This is a genomic window from Pseudovibrio flavus, from assembly GCF_009711345.1.
Classification (GTDB): domain Bacteria; phylum Pseudomonadota; class Alphaproteobacteria; order Rhizobiales; family Stappiaceae; genus Pseudovibrio; species Pseudovibrio flavus.
Genome location: NZ_SMMA01000064.1, coordinates 114070 through 130504 on the forward strand (window position 1 = coordinate 114070; position 16435 = coordinate 130504).

At 53.9% G+C, this 16435-nt stretch carries 16 protein-coding genes and 1 pseudogene; 9 read left to right on the forward strand and 8 right to left on the reverse strand.

Annotated elements, in window-relative coordinates:
* Positions 1-39: 39 nt before the first annotated feature.
* On the reverse strand, positions 40-975 hold the full coding sequence (locus E1162_RS14000; RefSeq protein ID WP_155132176.1) for a prephenate/arogenate dehydrogenase family protein: 936 nt from the start codon (positions 973-975) through the stop codon (positions 40-42).
* A 19-nt stretch (positions 976-994) separates the two neighbouring features.
* Positions 995-2092, reverse strand: coding sequence for a histidinol-phosphate transaminase (gene hisC, locus E1162_RS14005; RefSeq protein ID WP_155132178.1), 1098 nt, complete (start codon positions 2090-2092; stop codon positions 995-997).
* Between the two features lie 431 nt (positions 2093-2523).
* Between hisC and metX the strand changes: the two genes are divergently transcribed.
* Both metX and metW read left to right on the forward strand, forming a co-directional pair.
* The gene (gene metX / locus E1162_RS14010) at positions 2524-3753 is read left to right on the forward strand and encodes a homoserine O-acetyltransferase MetX (RefSeq protein ID WP_155132180.1); all 1230 of its coding nucleotides are present in this window, start codon (positions 2524-2526) and stop codon (positions 3751-3753) included.
* A 4-nt stretch (positions 3754-3757) separates the two neighbouring features.
* On the forward strand, positions 3758-4384 hold the full coding sequence (gene metW / locus E1162_RS14015) for a methionine biosynthesis protein MetW (protein ID WP_155132182.1): 627 nt from the start codon (positions 3758-3760) through the stop codon (positions 4382-4384).
* A 20-nt stretch (positions 4385-4404) separates the two neighbouring features.
* Here metW and E1162_RS14020 read toward each other — a convergent pair whose 3' ends face one another.
* On the reverse strand, positions 4405-5178 hold the full coding sequence (locus E1162_RS14020) for a class I SAM-dependent methyltransferase (protein WP_155132184.1): 774 nt from the start codon (positions 5176-5178) through the stop codon (positions 4405-4407).
* Positions 5179-5364: 186 nt separating this feature from the next.
* On the opposite strand from E1162_RS14020, the pseudogene gloB reads away from it, so the two are divergent.
* The 4 genes and pseudogenes from gloB to E1162_RS14040 all read left to right on the forward strand — a co-directional run bounded on the left by gloB (position 5365) and on the right by E1162_RS14040 (position 9132).
* Positions 5365-6139: pseudogene (gene gloB / locus E1162_RS14025) on the forward strand (hydroxyacylglutathione hydrolase).
* Positions 6139-6570, forward strand: a complete 432-nt coding sequence (locus E1162_RS14030) for a cupin domain-containing protein (RefSeq protein WP_371311945.1) — start codon at positions 6139-6141, stop codon at positions 6568-6570. Before gloB ends, E1162_RS14030 begins: the two are co-directional and overlap by 1 nt.
* 261 nt (positions 6571-6831) lie before the next feature.
* The gene (locus tag E1162_RS14035; protein WP_155132186.1) at positions 6832-8055 is read left to right on the forward strand and encodes an argininosuccinate synthase; all 1224 of its coding nucleotides are present in this window, start codon (positions 6832-6834) and stop codon (positions 8053-8055) included.
* Positions 8056-8235: 180 nt separating this feature from the next.
* A complete protein-coding gene (locus E1162_RS14040) occupies positions 8236-9132 on the forward strand; it encodes a D-hexose-6-phosphate mutarotase (RefSeq protein WP_155132188.1) in 897 nt (298 codons plus the stop codon).
* 69 nt (positions 9133-9201) lie between these two features.
* Here the strand turns inward: E1162_RS14040 and E1162_RS14045 are convergent, their stop codons facing one another.
* Both E1162_RS14045 and E1162_RS14050 read right to left on the reverse strand, forming a co-directional pair.
* Positions 9202-9750, reverse strand: coding sequence for an MAPEG family protein (locus E1162_RS14045; protein WP_257099002.1), 549 nt, complete (start codon positions 9748-9750; stop codon positions 9202-9204).
* A gap of 408 nt (positions 9751-10158) precedes the next feature.
* Positions 10159-10545, reverse strand: coding sequence for a DUF1761 domain-containing protein (locus E1162_RS14050; protein WP_257099003.1), 387 nt, complete (start codon positions 10543-10545; stop codon positions 10159-10161).
* Positions 10546-10799: 254 nt separating this feature from the next.
* Here E1162_RS14050 and E1162_RS14055 point away from each other — a divergent pair, with 254 nt between their 5' ends.
* Positions 10800-11219: a hypothetical protein gene (locus E1162_RS14055; RefSeq protein ID WP_155132192.1), complete on the forward strand. Its 420-nt coding sequence runs from the start codon at positions 10800-10802 to the stop codon at positions 11217-11219.
* 64 nt (positions 11220-11283) lie between these two features.
* Here E1162_RS14055 and phbB read toward each other — a convergent pair whose 3' ends face one another.
* Positions 11284-12012, reverse strand: a complete 729-nt coding sequence (gene phbB / locus E1162_RS14060) for an acetoacetyl-CoA reductase (RefSeq protein ID WP_155132194.1) — start codon at positions 12010-12012, stop codon at positions 11284-11286.
* Positions 12013-12116: 104 nt separating this feature from the next.
* Positions 12117-13301, reverse strand: coding sequence for an acetyl-CoA C-acetyltransferase (locus E1162_RS14065; RefSeq protein WP_155132196.1), 1185 nt, complete (start codon positions 13299-13301; stop codon positions 12117-12119).
* 301 nt (positions 13302-13602) lie between these two features.
* Here E1162_RS14065 and phaR point away from each other — a divergent pair, with 301 nt between their 5' ends.
* On the forward strand, positions 13603-14187 hold the full coding sequence (gene phaR, locus E1162_RS14070) for a polyhydroxyalkanoate synthesis repressor PhaR (protein WP_155132198.1): 585 nt from the start codon (positions 13603-13605) through the stop codon (positions 14185-14187).
* An 82-nt stretch (positions 14188-14269) separates the two neighbouring features.
* On the opposite strand, the gene E1162_RS14075 is transcribed toward phaR, so the two are convergent.
* Complete coding sequence (locus E1162_RS14075) at positions 14270-14704, reverse strand: GlcG/HbpS family heme-binding protein (protein WP_155132200.1); 435 nt, start codon at positions 14702-14704, stop codon at positions 14270-14272.
* Between the two features lie 125 nt (positions 14705-14829).
* Between E1162_RS14075 and ggt the strand changes: the two genes are divergently transcribed.
* Entirely contained in the window at positions 14830-16425 is a 1596-nt protein-coding gene (gene ggt, locus E1162_RS14080; protein ID WP_306455043.1) for a gamma-glutamyltransferase, read from the forward strand.
* Positions 16426-16435: the final 10 nt, after the last annotated feature.

A 16435-nucleotide genomic window follows, 5' to 3' on the forward strand; every position in this document is an offset into this window, starting at 1 on the left:
AGATAAACAAGCTGCCCATTGGTCTATAGAACCTTTTATTTACTGTGCAGGCTCGCCTTGAGAGTTCTGGCGACCGAAGTTTGGCTCCGGAGATTCCTGTCCAGCATCAATAAGATCGCGGCGAATACCTCGGGTTCTGGTGAACAAACTATAGAGTGCATCACCATCGCCCCAGCGGATTGCACGCTGCAACGCTGAAAGGTCTTCTGAGAAGCGCGAAAGCATCTCCAAAATGGCTTCCTTGTTGTTCAGGCACACGTCACGCCACATGGTCGGGTCGGAGGCTGCAAGGCGAGTAAAGTCGCGAAAACCGGATGCCGAATACTTAATCACTTCCGACTTGGTTACCGTCTCAAGGTCATCGGCCGTACCCACGATGTTGTAGGCGATGATGTGCGGCAGGTGGGAAACCACAGCCAGAACCAGATCGTGGTGCTGGCTGTTCATGATTTCCACGTTGGAACCACACCGCTCCCAGAATGTTCTGAGCTTGGCAACAGCCTGCTCATCAGCATCCTCGTCGGGCGTAAGCACACACCAACGGCTCTCGAACAAAGAAGCAAAACCGGCATCAGGGCCGGAATACTCGGTACCGGCAATCGGGTGCCCTGCTACAAAGTGCACACCTTCAGGCATATGCGGTTTGAACGCCTTGATAACGGCGTTCTTGACCGAACCCACATCGGTGACAATTGCACCTGTTTTCAGATGCGGAGCGATCTGACGGGCTATCGCCTCAGATGCGCCCACAGGAACACAGGCAATTACCAAGTCCGCCCCTTCAACGGCCTTGCCCGCGTCGAGATAATATCGATCCCCAAGCCCGATTTCTTCCGCACGCTTTAGAGTAGCTTCGGAACGGGTGGAGATGACAATCTCGCCGGCGAGTTTTTCACGCGCCATAACACGAGCAAGAGATGAGCCGATCAAGCCAATACCGATCAGCGCAACACGTTGAAACAGGGGTTCAGACATTTGAGTAGTAATTTCGCTCTTACTTTAAAAATTCGCGGAGAGCGGCAACCACATCATGGTTCGCCTCTTCCGTACCGATGGACATACGCAGTGCATTCGGGAAACCATAACCGGCAACCTGACGCAGAACACAGCCACGCTCCAACAAATAGGCATCTGCATCCGCAGCACGCTTACCGTCAACATCCGGGAAGTGGATAAGGATGAAGTTACCAACACTTGGTGTCACTTCAAGGCCAAGCTTGGTGAGTTCTTCGCTTACCCATGGCAACCACTTTTCATTGTGGTCAATAGCCGCTTCCACAAATGCCTGATCGCGCACTGCGGCAGCACCTGCTGCAATAGCTGCCGCGTTCATGTTGAACGGGCCGCGAATGCGGTGCAAAGCATCAATGATATGGTCTGGCGCATAGCCCCAACCAACGCGCAGCGCAGGCAGACCGTAGACCTTGGAGAAGGTGCGGGTCATCACAACGTTCTCGCTGCTGCCAACCAGCTCGATACCAGCTTCATAGTCGTTGCGGCGCACGTACTCGGCGTAAGCGGCATCTAGCACCAGAACGCAGGTCTTTGGTAGGCCAGCATGCAGCCGGCGCACTTCGCTAAACGGGATGTATGTGCCGGTCGGGTTATTCGGGTTAGCGAGGAAGACCATCTTGGTCTTCTCGGTCACGCGTTCCAAAATAGCGTCTACATCTGTCGTGCGATCCTTTTCAGGCGCGACAACAGGTGTTGCACCGGCAGCAAGAATTGCAATTTTGTAAACGAGGAAGCCGTGCTCGGTGAAGATAGCCTCATCGCCCTCACCCAGATAAGCATAGGCAAGCAAGCTGAGAATCTCATCAGAACCGTTACCGGCGATAATGCGCGATGCATTCAATCCGTAAACATCGGCGATGGCTTCGCGCAGCGCTGTTGCTGCAGGGTCCGGATAGAACTCAAGGTTCGAAATAGACCGATAAGCCTCGATAGCCTTTGGGCTCGCGCCAAGCGGCGTCTCGTTCGAAGAGAGTTTATGGAGTTTATGGCCGCCTGTGGCTTTGGCTTTACCCGGCACATACGGGTCAATTGCAAGCACACCTGGGCGGGGAACAGGGCGAACAACCTGCTGATCCATAACTCTCATTCCTCTTTTGCGTATCGCTTTAGAATAATCTCGAAGGGGATCACTATCAAACTGCACGCTAACGTCAATAGCTACTCTACCCTGATCTACCCTACCTAAGCATAGGGCCCTACAAACCAAAGCAGCCTTTTTAGGCTTACTTGGCGCATACGTTGCGCTTCCTTGGCAAAAAACAACAGAGCATTGCGCGAATAGGGCGAACAATGAATGGGTATTTCGCAAGTTAGCTTGAGCAAAAATGATGCGTTCTATTGGACCAGAAGTGCTTTTTGCGCCCACCAACCAAGTCTGCCCCTAAAACCTACTGCTGGGAAAGCGAAAGAAACGATTGACACAACGTATCCGCGCCCATAGCAAACAGATATTTCCCGCCAATCTATGCAGGTTGGCACTGGTCTTTCTGACAGTGTAACGGAGTAGCAATGACCAATTCCACAAGCGCCACCAACGGTGATGCGCAGATCAACGGTAACGCACAAAACAACGCTCTGGATCAAGCAAACGCGCCATCCAGCAAGCTCATGTGTTTTGGAGCCGATAATCCGTTGATGTTGGATTCAGGTGCAGAACTCGCTCCGTGGCAGATCGCCTATGAGACCTACGGAACGCTGAACGAAGACAAATCCAACGCCGTTGTTGTTTGTCACGCGCTGACCGGCGACCAGTATGTTGCCTCCCAAAACCCTGTTACCGGCAAGCCGGGCTGGTGGGAGCTTATGGTTGGACCGGGCCGGCCGGTAGACACCAACCACTATTTCGTTATCTGCGCCAACGTTCTTGGCGGCTGTATGGGCACAACCGGCCCAGCATCCACCAATCCAGAGACTGGCACATCCTACGGCCTCGACATGTCGGTCGTGACCATTGGCGATATGGTGCGCAGTCAGGCAAAGCTTGTTGAGGCTCTGGGCATCGAGACCTTGTTCGCCGTTGTTGGCGGCTCTATGGGCGGTATGCAGGTGCTGCAGTGGGCTGCGGCTTATCCTGAAAAAGTCTTCGCCGCTGTTCCAATCGCTTCCGGTGCACGCCACACGTCCCAGAACATCGCGTTCCACGAAGTTGGTCGTCAGGCTGTTATGGCTGATCCGGACTGGTGCCAAGGTAAGTATGCGCAAGAAAACAAGCGCCCTGTGAAAGGGCTGGCTGTGGCGCGCATGGCCGCACACATCACCTACATGTCTGACGAATCCCTTCAGCAGAAGTTTGGCCGCAACCTGCAAGACCGCGCCGCCATTACCTTTGGCTTTGACGCAGACTTCCAGATTGAAAGCTACCTACGTCATCAGGGCATGACCTTTGTTGATCGCTTTGATGCCAACTCCTACCTCTATGTGACCCGTGCCATGGACTATTTCGATCTGGCAGCAGCCCATGGCGGCAGACTGGCAAATGCGTTCATGCATACCAAAACCCGCTTCTGCGTGATGTCCTTCACCACCGACTGGCTGTTCCCGACATCCGAAAGCAAGGCCATCGTCCACGCGCTCAATGCAGCAGCGGCAAACGTCTCCTTTGTTGAGATCGACAGCTCGCGCGGCCACGATGCCTTCTTGCTGGACGAGCCAGAAATGTTCGAAACCATGTTCGGCTTCATGACCGGCGCTGCAAATGCGCGCGGCATTCCTGCCCCTGCAACGCCTATCGGAGAATAAGGTCATGAACAGCAAAGATTTGAAAAACGTCCGCGGTGACCACCGCATTCTCTGCGACTTTGTGGAACCGGGCTCCCGCGTTCTTGATATCGGCTGTGAAGACGGCGATCTACTGGAGCTGCTCATCCGCACCCGCAACGTTGATGCACGTGGGCTAGAGCTTCACCAAGCGGGCGTAAACAAATGCGTTGCCCGCGGCCTGCCAGCGGTGCAAGGCGATGCGGACACCGACCTTTCAGCCTACCCTGATGGCGCGTTCGATTACGCCATCCTCAGCCAGACGCTGCAGGCGACCAAAGACCCAAAGCATATTTTGGGTGAGCTGCTTCGCATCGGCAAACGTGCTGTGGTGTCCTTTCCAAACTTTGGCCACTGGCGCAACCGCATGCAGTTGCTCACTCGCGGCCGCATGCCGGTAACCGATTATCTGCCGTATTCTTGGTATGACACGCCGAACATCCACTTCTGCACCATCCGTGATTTCGTAGAGCTGGCTGGTGAAGTGGACGCAAAAGTTCTGCGCGCAGAAGCGCTCAACGCAAAAGGCGAGCGGATCGGCTTCAACGCCCCATGGTGGGTTTGGAACCTGATTGGCGATCAGGCGATCTTCTTGCTAGAGCGCAAGAAATAAGCGAGGCCCTAGCCTCGCCCTTACCTACAAGGATTTCTCGGTTCTTCGAAAATCTGCGCTCCGGCAGTCTTTCCCTCAGGGAGGAAGACGGGGCGCAGCGCTCTGGCAAACCGGTCCGAGCGCGAATGCAGGCCGCGGTAAACACGCTTTTCTGCTTCCATCAAGACAAGGCCTGCAAAGGCTGGCCAGATGAAATTGCCCATGCGCTCGAAGCTTCTGGCAGACTTCATCACGAGCCGAGAATTAATCGGCGGCACATAGAGCGCCTCTTCCCGCCCAACGACAGAGAGCGCGTGATTGCCGAGAAAGTTTTCCAGCTGAGAACGTGAATACGGTCGCCCATATCCGAAAGGGGAAGCCTCAGAGCGGCACCAATACCCCCGCCGATTGGGAACAACGATCATGATACGGCCACCGGGAGCTAGCACACGGTAAACCTCTTCAATCAGGCCATCCGGATCACTCGCCATATCAAGACTGTGAACCATCATAATACGATCAAAGCTGGAATCAGGAAGCGGCATGCGGTTTGGTTCCATGAGAAACGCTTTGTTGGGCGCATCCTTCTCACGGGGCCACTTTACAACGCCTTGTGCGGCGGGCATGCCAACGGCAACTTGGGCTGCCTCTTTCATGTAAGGGCGAACAAATGGCGTTGCGTATCCAAGCCCTAACAGCTTGCGTCCCTTTAGCTGCGGCCAGATGCGGCGCATTCTGTGCCCAACCAAGACCCGAAGCATCCGGCCCAACGGCAGATCATAGAATTCTTTCAGGTGGGCAACATCAAGATGCATTCAGCGGTTCCAGAGCCTTCGTTCTACTAATCTATGGGGTGCAAAAGCGGCAGGTGCAATATCTAAGAAAAGTAAATCCTTTCCCACTAGGGTTTTCCGCTACCTCTAGACGAACTTAATTATTGAATTCGCTCATCTGCCTTAGCACAATAAGGCTAAGCAAAACGAAAAGCACGGAGAAAGCGTTTGGCCACCGTAGAAGTTTATCAGTTCACCTGTCTCTCCGACAATTTCGGGGTTCTCGTTCACGACAAAGAAAGTGGGACCACCGTCGCTATCGACGTGCCGGAGGCTGCTGCCTACGTTCAGGCCTTGGCGCTCAAAAACTGGAAGCTCAGCCACATCCTGATCACTCATCACCACTGGGACCACGTGCAAGGCGTGCCCGAACTGGTAGAGGCAACAGGCGCAAAGGTGATCGGCCCTGAGCGATCCCGTCAGAAAATCGCCAGTATGAACCGCGGCGTCGAAGATGGTGACAGCGTTCAGCTTGGCCCGTTCACTGTAGAAGCGATTGGCACGCCCGGCCACACACTGGACCAGATAAGCTGGTGGTTTAAAAGCGAAGGCATTGTCCATACAGGCGACACGCTGTTCTCGCTTGGCTGCGGACGCATTTTCGAAGGCAATGCGGACATGATGTGGGCATCCCTTTCCCGCTTGATGCGCGACCTTCCCCCTGAAACCCGCATTTACTGCGGCCATGAGTACACCCTTGCCAACGCACGCTTTGCGCTGACCATTGATTCCAGTCAATGAGGATCTGAAAGCCCGCGCCAGACACGTTGAAGAGCTACGCGCGACTGATCAGGCAACATTGCCGACCACCATGGCGCTTGAGCTCAAAACCAACCCGTTTCTGCGTGCTGCTGACCCTGCTATCCAAAAGCATCTGGGTATGGAGGGGGCAGACGCGGCTGCAGTCTTTGCCGAAATCCGCAAGCGCAAGGATAACTTCTAGTGGCTGGACCAAGCGCGCAGGACATCATCAAGACCTTGAACATGAAACCGCATCCGGAAGGTGGCTACTACACCGAAACCTTCCGCGATGAGGAAGGCCCAGAAGGGCGCGGCTACTCAACCTGCATCTACTATCTCCTAGAGGCGGGCGACCGCTCTCACTGGCACCATGTGGATGCGGTTGAGGTCTGGCATTACTATGCCGGGGCGCCGCTGGAGCTTTCCATCTCAGTCGATGGCAAAACAACCAGCCAACACAGGCTTGGTCCTGATGTTCTTTCCGGAGAACGCCCGCAAGCTATTGTGCCCCGTCACGGCTGGCAGTCTGCCCGTTCACTGGGACCATGGACGCTGGTTGGCTGCACGGTCTCACCGGGCTTTTCATTTGGCGGGTTTGTTATGGCGGAGCCAGACTGGCAGCCTGCTGGTTAGCTCTTGCCAGCCACTACCCCAACGCGCACCTCATTGCCCGGCAAAGCAAAAGCCGTGTAGATACAACTAAGTGATGAGGTGTCATACACAGCCCCTGCCCCACCTGCCATAGATTGTGGCAGGTGCTGATGTTTTCTCGAAGCAAAAGCACATTTCTTCAATGTTTGACCGCAATCAGTGCTTGCTTTGCGTTCACACCTCGTTAGATTGCCCCACTGTAATCATTCGATTACTCCTGAAACTCTATTTGGAAATCAATCAATGGCCCAAGGCGACATCAAAAAAGTTGTGCTTGCCTATTCTGGCGGGCTCGACACCTCGATTATTCTCAAGTGGTTGCAGACAGAACTTGGCTGCGAAGTAGTAACCTTCACCGCTGACCTTGGTCAGGGCGAGGAGCTTGAGCCGGCTCGACGAAAAGCCGAACTCATGGGCATTCGAGAAATCTATATTGATGATCTACGCGAGGAGTTCATCCGGGATTTCGTATTCCCGATGTTCCGTGCCAATGCGGTTTACGAAGGCGTATACCTGCTGGGTACGTCCATCGCCCGTCCATTGATTTCCAAGCGTCTCATTGAAATCGCCGAGGAAACCGGTGCAGATGCTGTTGCTCACGGTGCAACCGGCAAAGGCAATGATCAGGTTCGCTTCGAGCTTTCTTGCTACGCCCTGAACCCGGACATCAAGGTGATCGCACCTTGGCGTGACTGGACGTTCAAATCCCGTACCGACCTGATCGAATTTGCAGAAATGCACCAGATTCCGGTACCAAAAGACAAGCGCGGTGAAGCACCGTTCTCCGTTGACGCCAACATGCTGCATTCTTCTTCCGAAGGTAAAGTTCTGGAAGATCCGAATGAAGAGGCACCGGAATACGTCTTCCAGCGCACCGTTGACCCAACCAAGGCACCTGACGAAGTAACCGAAATTGAAATCGGCTTTGAAAAGGGTGATCCGGTCTCCATCAACGGCGTTCACATGTCTCCGGCAACTCTGTTTGCCAAGCTGAACGACTACGGCCGCGACAACGGCATTGGCCGCCTTGACCTTGTAGAAAACCGCTTCGTGGGCATGAAGTCCCGCGGTATCTATGAAACTCCGGGCGGCACCATCCTGCTTTCTGCACACCGCGCGATGGAATCCATCACGCTTGACCGCGATGCAGGCCACCTGAAAGACGAGCTGATGCCACGCTACGCAAAGCTCATCTATAACGGCTTCTGGTTCTCTCCTGAGCGTGAAATGCTGCAGGCGATGATCGACAAGTCGCAGGAGTTCGTCACCGGCACAGTTAAGCTGAAGCTTTACAAAGGCAACGTAATCGTTGTTGGTCGCGCGTCCCCATACTCCCTCTACTCTGAGGAACTGGTGACCTTTGAAGATGACCATGGCGCATACGACCAGAAGGACGCTGCAGGCTTTATCCGCCTCAACGCTCTTCGTCTGCGCACTTTGGCAAAGCGTGATAAGCTGGCGAAATAACTCGCAAGCTTGAGCTACAAATTTCTGAAACCCGCCGCGGCAACGTTGGCGGGTTTTTTGTTTGCCAGCGGCCAGCGCTTATTTTCGCCCAGCGACAGTCCACCCACTTGCAGCACGTGTTTGCTGCTGTCATATGTGCTTCTTGCTATTTGCTTCAAAAGCCACCAACAGGCCATAATAATGACAAGCACAACTTCCATCGAAACCACCGCCACCTTCGGCGTATCCTTCATCCAGATCAAAGCTGCAGGCGCTGCAGAAGGCGTAACCCGTCAGGCAATCGTTATTGACAACGATCTGTCCAAGACCGTTGTCGCCCTTAATGGCGCGCACGTCATGTCTTTTGTGCCAAAAGGCAAGCCAGACCTGCTTTGGATGTCTCCAAACAGCGATATCGTTGCTGGTAAACCGATCCGCGGCGGCATTCCGCTTTGCTTGCCTTGGTTCGGCCCGGGCGCTGAAGGCACACCGATGCATGGCTTTGCCCGTATTGTTGACTGGGCAGTTGCTGGTGTTGAAGCAACCGCAGAAGGCGCAACCAAAGTTACGCTGGTTCTGGCTGATACCGCTGAAAGCCGCGCCTCTTGGCCTTTCGCTTTCGCAGCAACTCTGGAACTCGTCTGCGGCACCGATCTTGAAATGAAGCTCAGCTTCGAAAACAAGAGCACAGAAGCGCAACGCGTTGAATTTGCCTACCACACCTACTTCAACGTTGGTGATGTAAGCCAGATCCGCATCGAAGGTCTGGATGGCTTGGACGGTATCGACCGTTTGGCAGGCGATGCACCGATCCGTCAGGAAGGCATCAAAACCATCGACGGCGCAACCACCCACTACTACTCCGGCATTCCAGACTGCCTCTACATTGATAGCCCGAACGGCCGCATCAAAATCGCTGGCGATCAAAAGTCTGCAATGGTTTGGAACCCGGGTGAAGGCGCTGCAAACGTGCCTGATATGGGTGAAGGCGCTCAGGTCGGCTTCGTATGCGTAGAGCGCGTTGATGCTATCGACACCGCTGTGACCTTGGAGCCATCTGCTACCTACACTGCCGATATGACCATCGGCTGGTGCTAAGCTCAAGCTAGTCACCTGTAGCTTCAGAGCCCGCCGCGGTAACGTTGGCGGGCTTTTTTTAGACCGTCCCTAGAAGAGCGACAGAACCAACCACACCAGCACCACCCCAAGCATCAATAAGCTGGGGTAGAACGTTAGCGCAAAGCCCATACCCCTATAGGGCGCTCCTCGATGATAGCTGGCAAAAAACTGAATTCGCCCAACACCGAAAGCCAAAGCACTAAAGACAATAACCATCAAAGTGCTTTGCGGCATAAACACGGCCCACGCCACATAAGCAAAAAATGCCAGAATGGCTTGCTCAAGCGTGTTTTGCAGCAAGGACTGGAGCATCTTCGCTTGCTCGGTGCCTGCTGTCATTCCTCCGCCGTCAATATCAGCAGGTGTAAAGAACCGGTGAGAGGCCATCCGGCCAATGGAGATCGCCAGAAACACTGCAAGCACCAAGGACGCCAGTGCCAGCACACGAACGCGAATGTCGACCTCTGCCCCTTCAGGCAGCGCCAAAGGGTTCCAGAAACTACCAGCAAGCAACACCACAATTGCAGCAACTGCGCCTAGCCCCATGCGCCACAAAACGCCTCTCTGCTTTTCTTCCGCTGTCAGTTCTTTCGCCATCACTACACCTCTCGCTGTGCATGTAACTATTTGCGACGAAAAAGAGCCTCTCAAGCCCCGTCTTTTGCCAATAGACTTTCGTTCTCTATTTGTTCACCATCACCATTCAACTCTTGTTATCAAAGCAGCAGCGCAAACCAGTCTGCGCAACTGGGGAGCGTGGGCAGCCTCAGCAGAAGCAAGGCCCGGACAGGAGGTGATGTTAGGTGACGTTTGAACTCGACTTCAAAATTGAAAAAGCCCGGAACAGACTGGTCCTCTGGTTCCGAGCTCTTTTGAAAACCTGACAACAGGTGGGGGCGTTAAGCGCCCTCACCTTTGATAGTACTCAGAAAGCGCAGCGCTTTCAATGAACGCACCGCCCCTCAATCTCTAGGGAGCCCTTAGCGCTTACAAAGGTCACCGTGTTTAGAAGAGCCCCTGCACAATGAGCATCACCACAAGAGCGGCAATCCAGTAACCGAAGTCGATTAACGCCGCCGCAGTCGACTTTTGCCCGAACTTGCCGCCAGAAAACCCCAGAACCGCGAAAGCCACCGTTGCAAGAACCACCGTCATCAGCGCGTTGTTCATAGCAGTAACGCCCACAAACCAGCTCATCAAAAACAGACCGAGGAACTGTGAGACCATTGCAAGTGCTGGCATTTTCTCAGGCCGATCAAGATCAACCCCAGTGCCGGATGCCCAAACCTTACCAAAAGCAACCGGAGAATACCAAAGCCAGCCAAGCATAAAGGATGCAATTGCGCCGACGATAACTGCGACCCAGTTCACATTAGAGATGATTTCGTTCATCACGCCCCCCCCTCTTTCTAAAACCCTACATTTGCCCATCCAAATGCACGGACTGCCATTGAAGGGGGATTCCCTTCAGAACTCAACACCAATTACCCCTAGGTTATTTACACGAGGGAGAGAGCGGCTGACACCGCCCCTCAATAGACAAGCCCGCCAGCAGGAGCCTAAAAACCTCGAAATACGGCCTATTCAATTTTCGTAGGGGCATGTTAGAGTTGCGCAGCTTTACAAAAACGCCATTGGGAGGGGCTATGACGTTTTTATTTGCTATTCCGCTAACGGTGCTGCCGTTGGCGCTCTACAATCTATTCGTCTTCGGGCTGCTGGGAGCGCCCTATTCCGACCCATGGAGCATCTCCATTGTCAGCTTTACGTTGGCATCAGGTGCCACAATGGTTTTGCATCTATCGGACTTGTTTCTGGCGCTCTCGCTGCTGATCCTGTTCATCGAGCTGATGAAAGCAACACGGGCTGGTCGTAGCTCCATTATCGACCACATGATCTCCACGTTGGTGCTGCTCGCCTATCTGGTTGAGTTTCTCACCGTACAGCAAGCGGCAACCTCGGTTTTCTTCCTGCTGATGATAATCGCAGCGCTGGACGTTATGGCAGGCTTTGCCATATCGCTGACCGGCGTTCGCCGCGATGTGGTTGTTGGCGCGCACCACTAGCGCGTTGCGAAACAAAAAAGCCGCAGACAAAGCTGCGGCTTTGAAGCGTTCGTTGCCAGATTGATTACCCGTTGGCGATGTACTGACCGCCATTAATGGTAAGCACAGAGCCGGTCATAAACGCTGCAGCGTCGGAGCAAAGGTAATTGACGAGGCCGGAGATCTCTTCCGCCTTGCCAAGCCGCCCGACCGGAATTTGGCCGATAATACCTTCCAACACCTTTTCGGGCACGGCTGCCACCATGTCGGTATCAATGTAACCCGGACAGATGCAGTTGACCGTAACGCCTTTGCGCGCATTTTCCTGCGCCAGCGCTTTGGTAAAGCCGATCACACCAGCTTTTGCGGCAGAATAGTTTGCCTGACCAAGCTGCCCCTTTTGACCATTGATAGAAGAAATGTTGACGATGCGGCCAAAACCTTGCGCCCGCATACCTTCAATAACCGGGCTGCACATGGTGAACATGGAATCGAGGTTTGTGCGCATCACCTGCGACCAATCCTCAAAGCTCATTTTGTGAAACCAGCCATCGCGGGTAATACCGGCGTTGTTGACCAAAACACCGATTGCGCCGAGCTCTTCTTGCACCTGCGCAATGCCTAACTGGCAGGCTCGCTCGTCCGCAACATCCCACTTGTAAACGGAAATTCCGGTCTCGCTGCGAAAAGCTTCTGCCTTTTCCGTATTGCCTGCGTAAGTGGCAGCTACAGTAAAACCGGCGCTTTGAAGACCCTTAGAAATAGCTGCGCCAATGCCGCGCGTACCACCAGTAACAACTGCAACTTTACTCATTTGAACCCGTCCCTGTTTCAAGCCCATACAGGAACAGTGTCAGCGTTAATACCTAGGGAAGTCAAGCAGACTTCCCTAGGGTTTTCCTAGTAATTAGTCTGGCTCTAGTCGCGTTCTACACAAAGTGCAACGCCCATTCCGCCGCCAATACAAAGGGTTGCAAGTCCTTTCTTAGCATCGGCCCGCTTCATCTCATGCAAAAGACCTACGAGAATTCGAGCGCCGGATGCACCAATCGGATGACCAATTGCAATTGCGCCGCCATTTACATTGACCTTGGAAGTATCAAGGCCCAAACCTTTGTTTACAGCGCAAGCTTGTGCTGCAAATGCTTCGTTTGCTTCAACAAGATCAAGATCGGCAACAGACCAGCCCGCTTTTTCAAGCGCTTTTTGGGAAGCTGGAATAGGTCCGGTTCCCATGAAGGCAGGGTCCACACCTGCTGTCGCCCAAGATGCGATTCGCGCCAGTGGCTTCAGGCCGCGCTTTTCAGCCTCCTCAGCACTCATAAGCACAAGTGCCGCCGCACCATCATTAAGACCGGACGCGTTAGCAGCGGTTACAGAGCCTTCCTTATTAAAGGCAGGACGCAGCTTTTCCATCTTGTCGATGGTTGCACCATGGCGGATGTATTCATCATCTTCCACCACGCGCTCGCCCTTGCGCTCTTTAACCGTTACCGGCGTAATTTCTTCCTTGAATTTACCGGCCTTTTGCGCAGCCTCAGCTTTGTTTTGGGAAGCAACGGCAAACTCGTCCTGCTGCTGGCGGCTAATTTCAAATTTCAGCGCCACGTTCTCGGCGGTCTGGCCCATGTGATAGCCGTTAAACGCATCCCAAAGACCATCTTTGATCATGGTGTCGACCATCTTGTAGTCGCCCATCTTCACACCATCACGCAGGTGCTGGCAGTGCGGCGACATGCTCATGTTTTCCTGACCACCAGCCACGATCACAGAAGCATCGCCGGTCATGATCTGCTGCATGCCCATTGCCACGGTGCGCAAGCCCGAGCCGCAAACCTGATTGACGATAATAGCGGAGGAACTTTCTGGAAGACCTGCTTTGAGCGCAGCCTGACGCGCCGGATTTTGCCCTTGTCCGGTAGTCAGCACCTGCCCGAAAATAACTTCATCCACCTCTTCCGGCGCCACATTGGCTCTTTCCAACGCAGACTTGATGACAAGAGCGCCAAGGTCGTGCGCAGGAATTTTAGCAAAAGAGCCGTTAAAGGAGCCTACAGGCGTACGCGTCGCACTAACAATGACGACGTCCTTCGGTGTGCTCATTCTTGTTCTCCCAATTAGACAGTGTTTTTCGTCCCACAAAACGCTGCGTGCCCGATTATACCACACCAGTACCTCGCCCCTGAGGCACCGGCGATTCGCACGGGAAGCGACAAGCCTCCCATGATGCAGCGCACCATAAGTTATATCACAGATTGTATTTTAGACTACACCAAACAGAAAAAGTGTGGTCACAACCAAGGTTTTGGGCTTAAGCTGTCTTTTTGAGGAAACGTTCCGCACAAATCTATTAGGATCGAAAAATTAACGGCAAATAATATGCCGCCGAAGCACGGTAGAAGAGATGGCAAATACAAATCAGGCCACAGTTATTAAAAAATACGCGAACAGGCGCCTGTATAACACTGGCACCAGTTCCTACGTCACGCTTGAAGACTTGGCAGTCATGGTAAAGAACGAGGAGGACTTTATCGTATATGACGCCAAGACCGGAGAAGACATTACGCGTTCCGTTCTCACGCAGATCATTTTTGATCAGGAGAACAAGGGGCAGAATCTGCTGCCTATCACCTTCCTTCGCCAACTGATCCGCTTTTACGGCGACAGCATGCAGAATATGGTGCCAAGTTATCTTGAGTACACCATGTCTACCCTGACCCGTGAGCAGGAGAAGATCCGCGGCCAGATGTCTGACGCTTTTGGCACATCCGCCTTTGACGTCATCGAAGATCAGGTCAAGCGCAATGCGGAAATGTTTGAACGTGCCATGAAGATGTTCATGCCGTTTGACAATGCTCAAGGGACAGAAAAGCCGCAAAGCCCGAAGGAAGAAACGCCCGCAGCGCCTGCATCCGATCTGTCTGACATGCAAAAGCAGCTGGCAGAGATGCAAAAGAAAATCGACGCATTGGCCGAAAGCAAAAAGTAAGCGGCCGCTTGCTCGATTACATCAAGTCGATCTATTCAAAAAAAGGGGCGCCCATACGCCCCTTTTTTTGTGCTTCACACAATCAACCAACGTCTGGCTGAAATCCGCCAGCTGCGATACCGGCAATCGCACATGCTTCATCATTTTCGGAAGTATCGCCCGTTATGCCGACAGCGCCAAGAATTGCGCCGGTGCTGGCATCTTTGGCCAGAACGCCGCCGGGAACCGGCACAATGTTACCGCCTGCCAAACCGTTGAGCGCCTGCACAAAGTGAGGTCGGCTGACAGCATTTTCATTGAGCCAGCGAGACCCAGCCCCAACCGACAAAGCGCCAAAAGCCTTGCCGTGGGCAATCTGCGGCCGCAGCAAAGATGATCCATCCTGCCGCTCCATTGCCACCACGTGTCCGCCAGCATCCAAAACAGCTACGGTGATTGGCTTTAAACCCAGCTCGGCAGCCTTTTCCTGCGCCTTTGCGATAATCGCCTTGGCAGCAGAAAGATTAAATTGCGTCATGATCGATCCCTATCTAATCTCAGTATAACTTCATACAGGACTAGTATCAGCGCTTGAATGGCACGAGAAGGCTCCATTTCCGAAAAGCTCCTCTGCCAAACTACAATAAATTAGGGGACCTCTTTTTGTTTAGAGACTTTCAATCACCCGGTCGTTCGGCGGTTTACGCCTCCAAAGCAATGGCCGCGACTTCTCACCCGCTTGCAACGCAGGCAGCGCTAGAGATTTTGCAAAAGGGCGGCAACGCAGCAGACGCAGCTGTTGCAGCTATCGCCGTTTGCAGCGTTGTTGAACCTCACATGACCGGTATTGGCGGTGACTGCTTCACCTTGATCGCCAAGCCGGACGGCACTTTGCATGGCATGAATGCCTCTGGCCGCGCTGCAAAGAACACCTCCGGCGAGAAACTGCGCGGGCTCGGTCTTTCCAAAATTAGCACCAAGTCCGTCCATGCGATCACCGTTCCCGGCGCACTGCGCGGCTGGGAGAAAACGCTGAAAGACCATGGTCGCATGGGCTTCAAAGACGTGCTCGCCCGCGCTATCTACTATGCCCGCAACGGCTTTGCTGTGGCTCCTCGTGTTGCTTGGGATTGGCGCACCAACCGCGACTTCCTTGCAGAAGATGAAGGCTCTGCAGCAAACTACCTGATTGAAGGCCGCGCCCCAAAAACCGGTGAGACTTTGCGCCTCAACGGCCTAGCAAATACTCTGCAAGCTGTTTCCAGCGATGGCGCTGATGCGTTCTACCTTGGCCCTATTGGGCAGGAAATTGCGGCAACCGTACAGGCCAAGGGCGGTTTCCTAACCGAGGAAGACCTTGCTGGCATGAAAGCCGATGATGTCACGCCAATCACAGCGGACTACAACGGCATCACCGTTGCCGAACTGCCGCCAAACGGCCAAGGCGTAATCGCTCTTATCATGCTGGAACTGATGAAGCGGTTTGATGTGGCATCAATGGATCCACTTGGCCCACAGCGCTTCCATTTGGAAATGGAAATCGCAAAGCTCGCGTACTCTGGCCGTGATCGTTTTCTTGCCGAAGCCGATGCAATGCCAATGTCGGCGCAAGAACTCCTGTCACCTGCTTACATTGATGCTTTGGCGGCCAAAATCCGCATGGATGCCGTTCTTCCGCGCCAGAGCGCAGAAGTTCTCATGCCCCATTCCGATACTGTGTATCTAACCGTTGTCGATGAAGACGGCATGGCTGTTTCCCTCATCAACTCCATCTATCACGGCTTTGGCTCTGGCATCACGACGCCGCAGTCTGGCGTTCTGCTGCAAAACCGTGGAGCTTGCTTCTCGTTGGAAGAAGGTCACCCGAACGAATTGCAAAGCGGCAAGCGCCCGATGCACACCATCATTCCGGCAATGGCGCTCAAAGATGGCAAGCCATGGATGAGCTTTGGCGTAATGGGCGGCGGTTATCAGCCGTGCGGCCATGCGCATGTCCTTTCCAACATGCTGGACTTCGGTATGGACGTGCAAGCGGCGATCGATTGCCCGCGTATGTTCATCAATGAAGAAACGCTGGCGCTGGAAGCGGAAACCGGTGTGCCGCTTAAAACCGTCGATGCCCTGCGCGACCTCGGCCACCCAGTATCTCGCGTTGGCGCGCCGTTTGGCGGCGGTCAGGCAATCCAGTTTAATCAGGAAGGCAGTGGCCTGATTGGCGGTTCGGACCCGCGCAAAGATGGCTGCGCTATCGGCTACTAACCAGTAGAAA

Coding starts and splice junctions, on each gene's coding strand:
- metW (WP_155132182.1), top strand. CDS start 3,758: ATGAACAGCAAAGATTTGAAAAACGTCCGCGGTGACCACCGCATTCTC.
- hisC (WP_155132178.1), bottom strand. CDS start 2,092: ATGGATCAGCAGGTTGTTCGCCCTGTTCCCCGCCCAGGTGTGCTTGCA.
- E1162_RS14040 (WP_155132188.1), top strand. CDS start 8,236: ATGACAAGCACAACTTCCATCGAAACCACCGCCACCTTCGGCGTATCC.
- phbB (WP_155132194.1), bottom strand. CDS start 12,012: ATGAGTAAAGTTGCAGTTGTTACTGGTGGTACGCGCGGCATTGGCGCA.
- E1162_RS14000 (WP_155132176.1), bottom strand. CDS start 975: ATGTCTGAACCCCTGTTTCAACGTGTTGCGCTGATCGGTATTGGCTTG.
- E1162_RS14055 (WP_155132192.1), top strand. CDS start 10,800: ATGACGTTTTTATTTGCTATTCCGCTAACGGTGCTGCCGTTGGCGCTC.
- E1162_RS14020 (WP_155132184.1), bottom strand. CDS start 5,178: ATGCATCTTGATGTTGCCCACCTGAAAGAATTCTATGATCTGCCGTTG.
- E1162_RS14065 (WP_155132196.1), bottom strand. CDS start 13,301: ATGAGCACACCGAAGGACGTCGTCATTGTTAGTGCGACGCGTACGCCT.
- phaR (WP_155132198.1), top strand. CDS start 13,603: ATGGCAAATACAAATCAGGCCACAGTTATTAAAAAATACGCGAACAGG.
- metX (WP_155132180.1), top strand. CDS start 2,524: ATGACCAATTCCACAAGCGCCACCAACGGTGATGCGCAGATCAACGGT.
- E1162_RS14035 (WP_155132186.1), top strand. CDS start 6,832: ATGGCCCAAGGCGACATCAAAAAAGTTGTGCTTGCCTATTCTGGCGGG.
- E1162_RS14075 (WP_155132200.1), bottom strand. CDS start 14,704: ATGACGCAATTTAATCTTTCTGCTGCCAAGGCGATTATCGCAAAGGCG.
- E1162_RS14050 (WP_257099003.1), bottom strand. CDS start 10,545: ATGAACGAAATCATCTCTAATGTGAACTGGGTCGCAGTTATCGTCGGC.
- E1162_RS14045 (WP_257099002.1), bottom strand. CDS start 9,750: ATGGCGAAAGAACTGACAGCGGAAGAAAAGCAGAGAGGCGTTTTGTGG.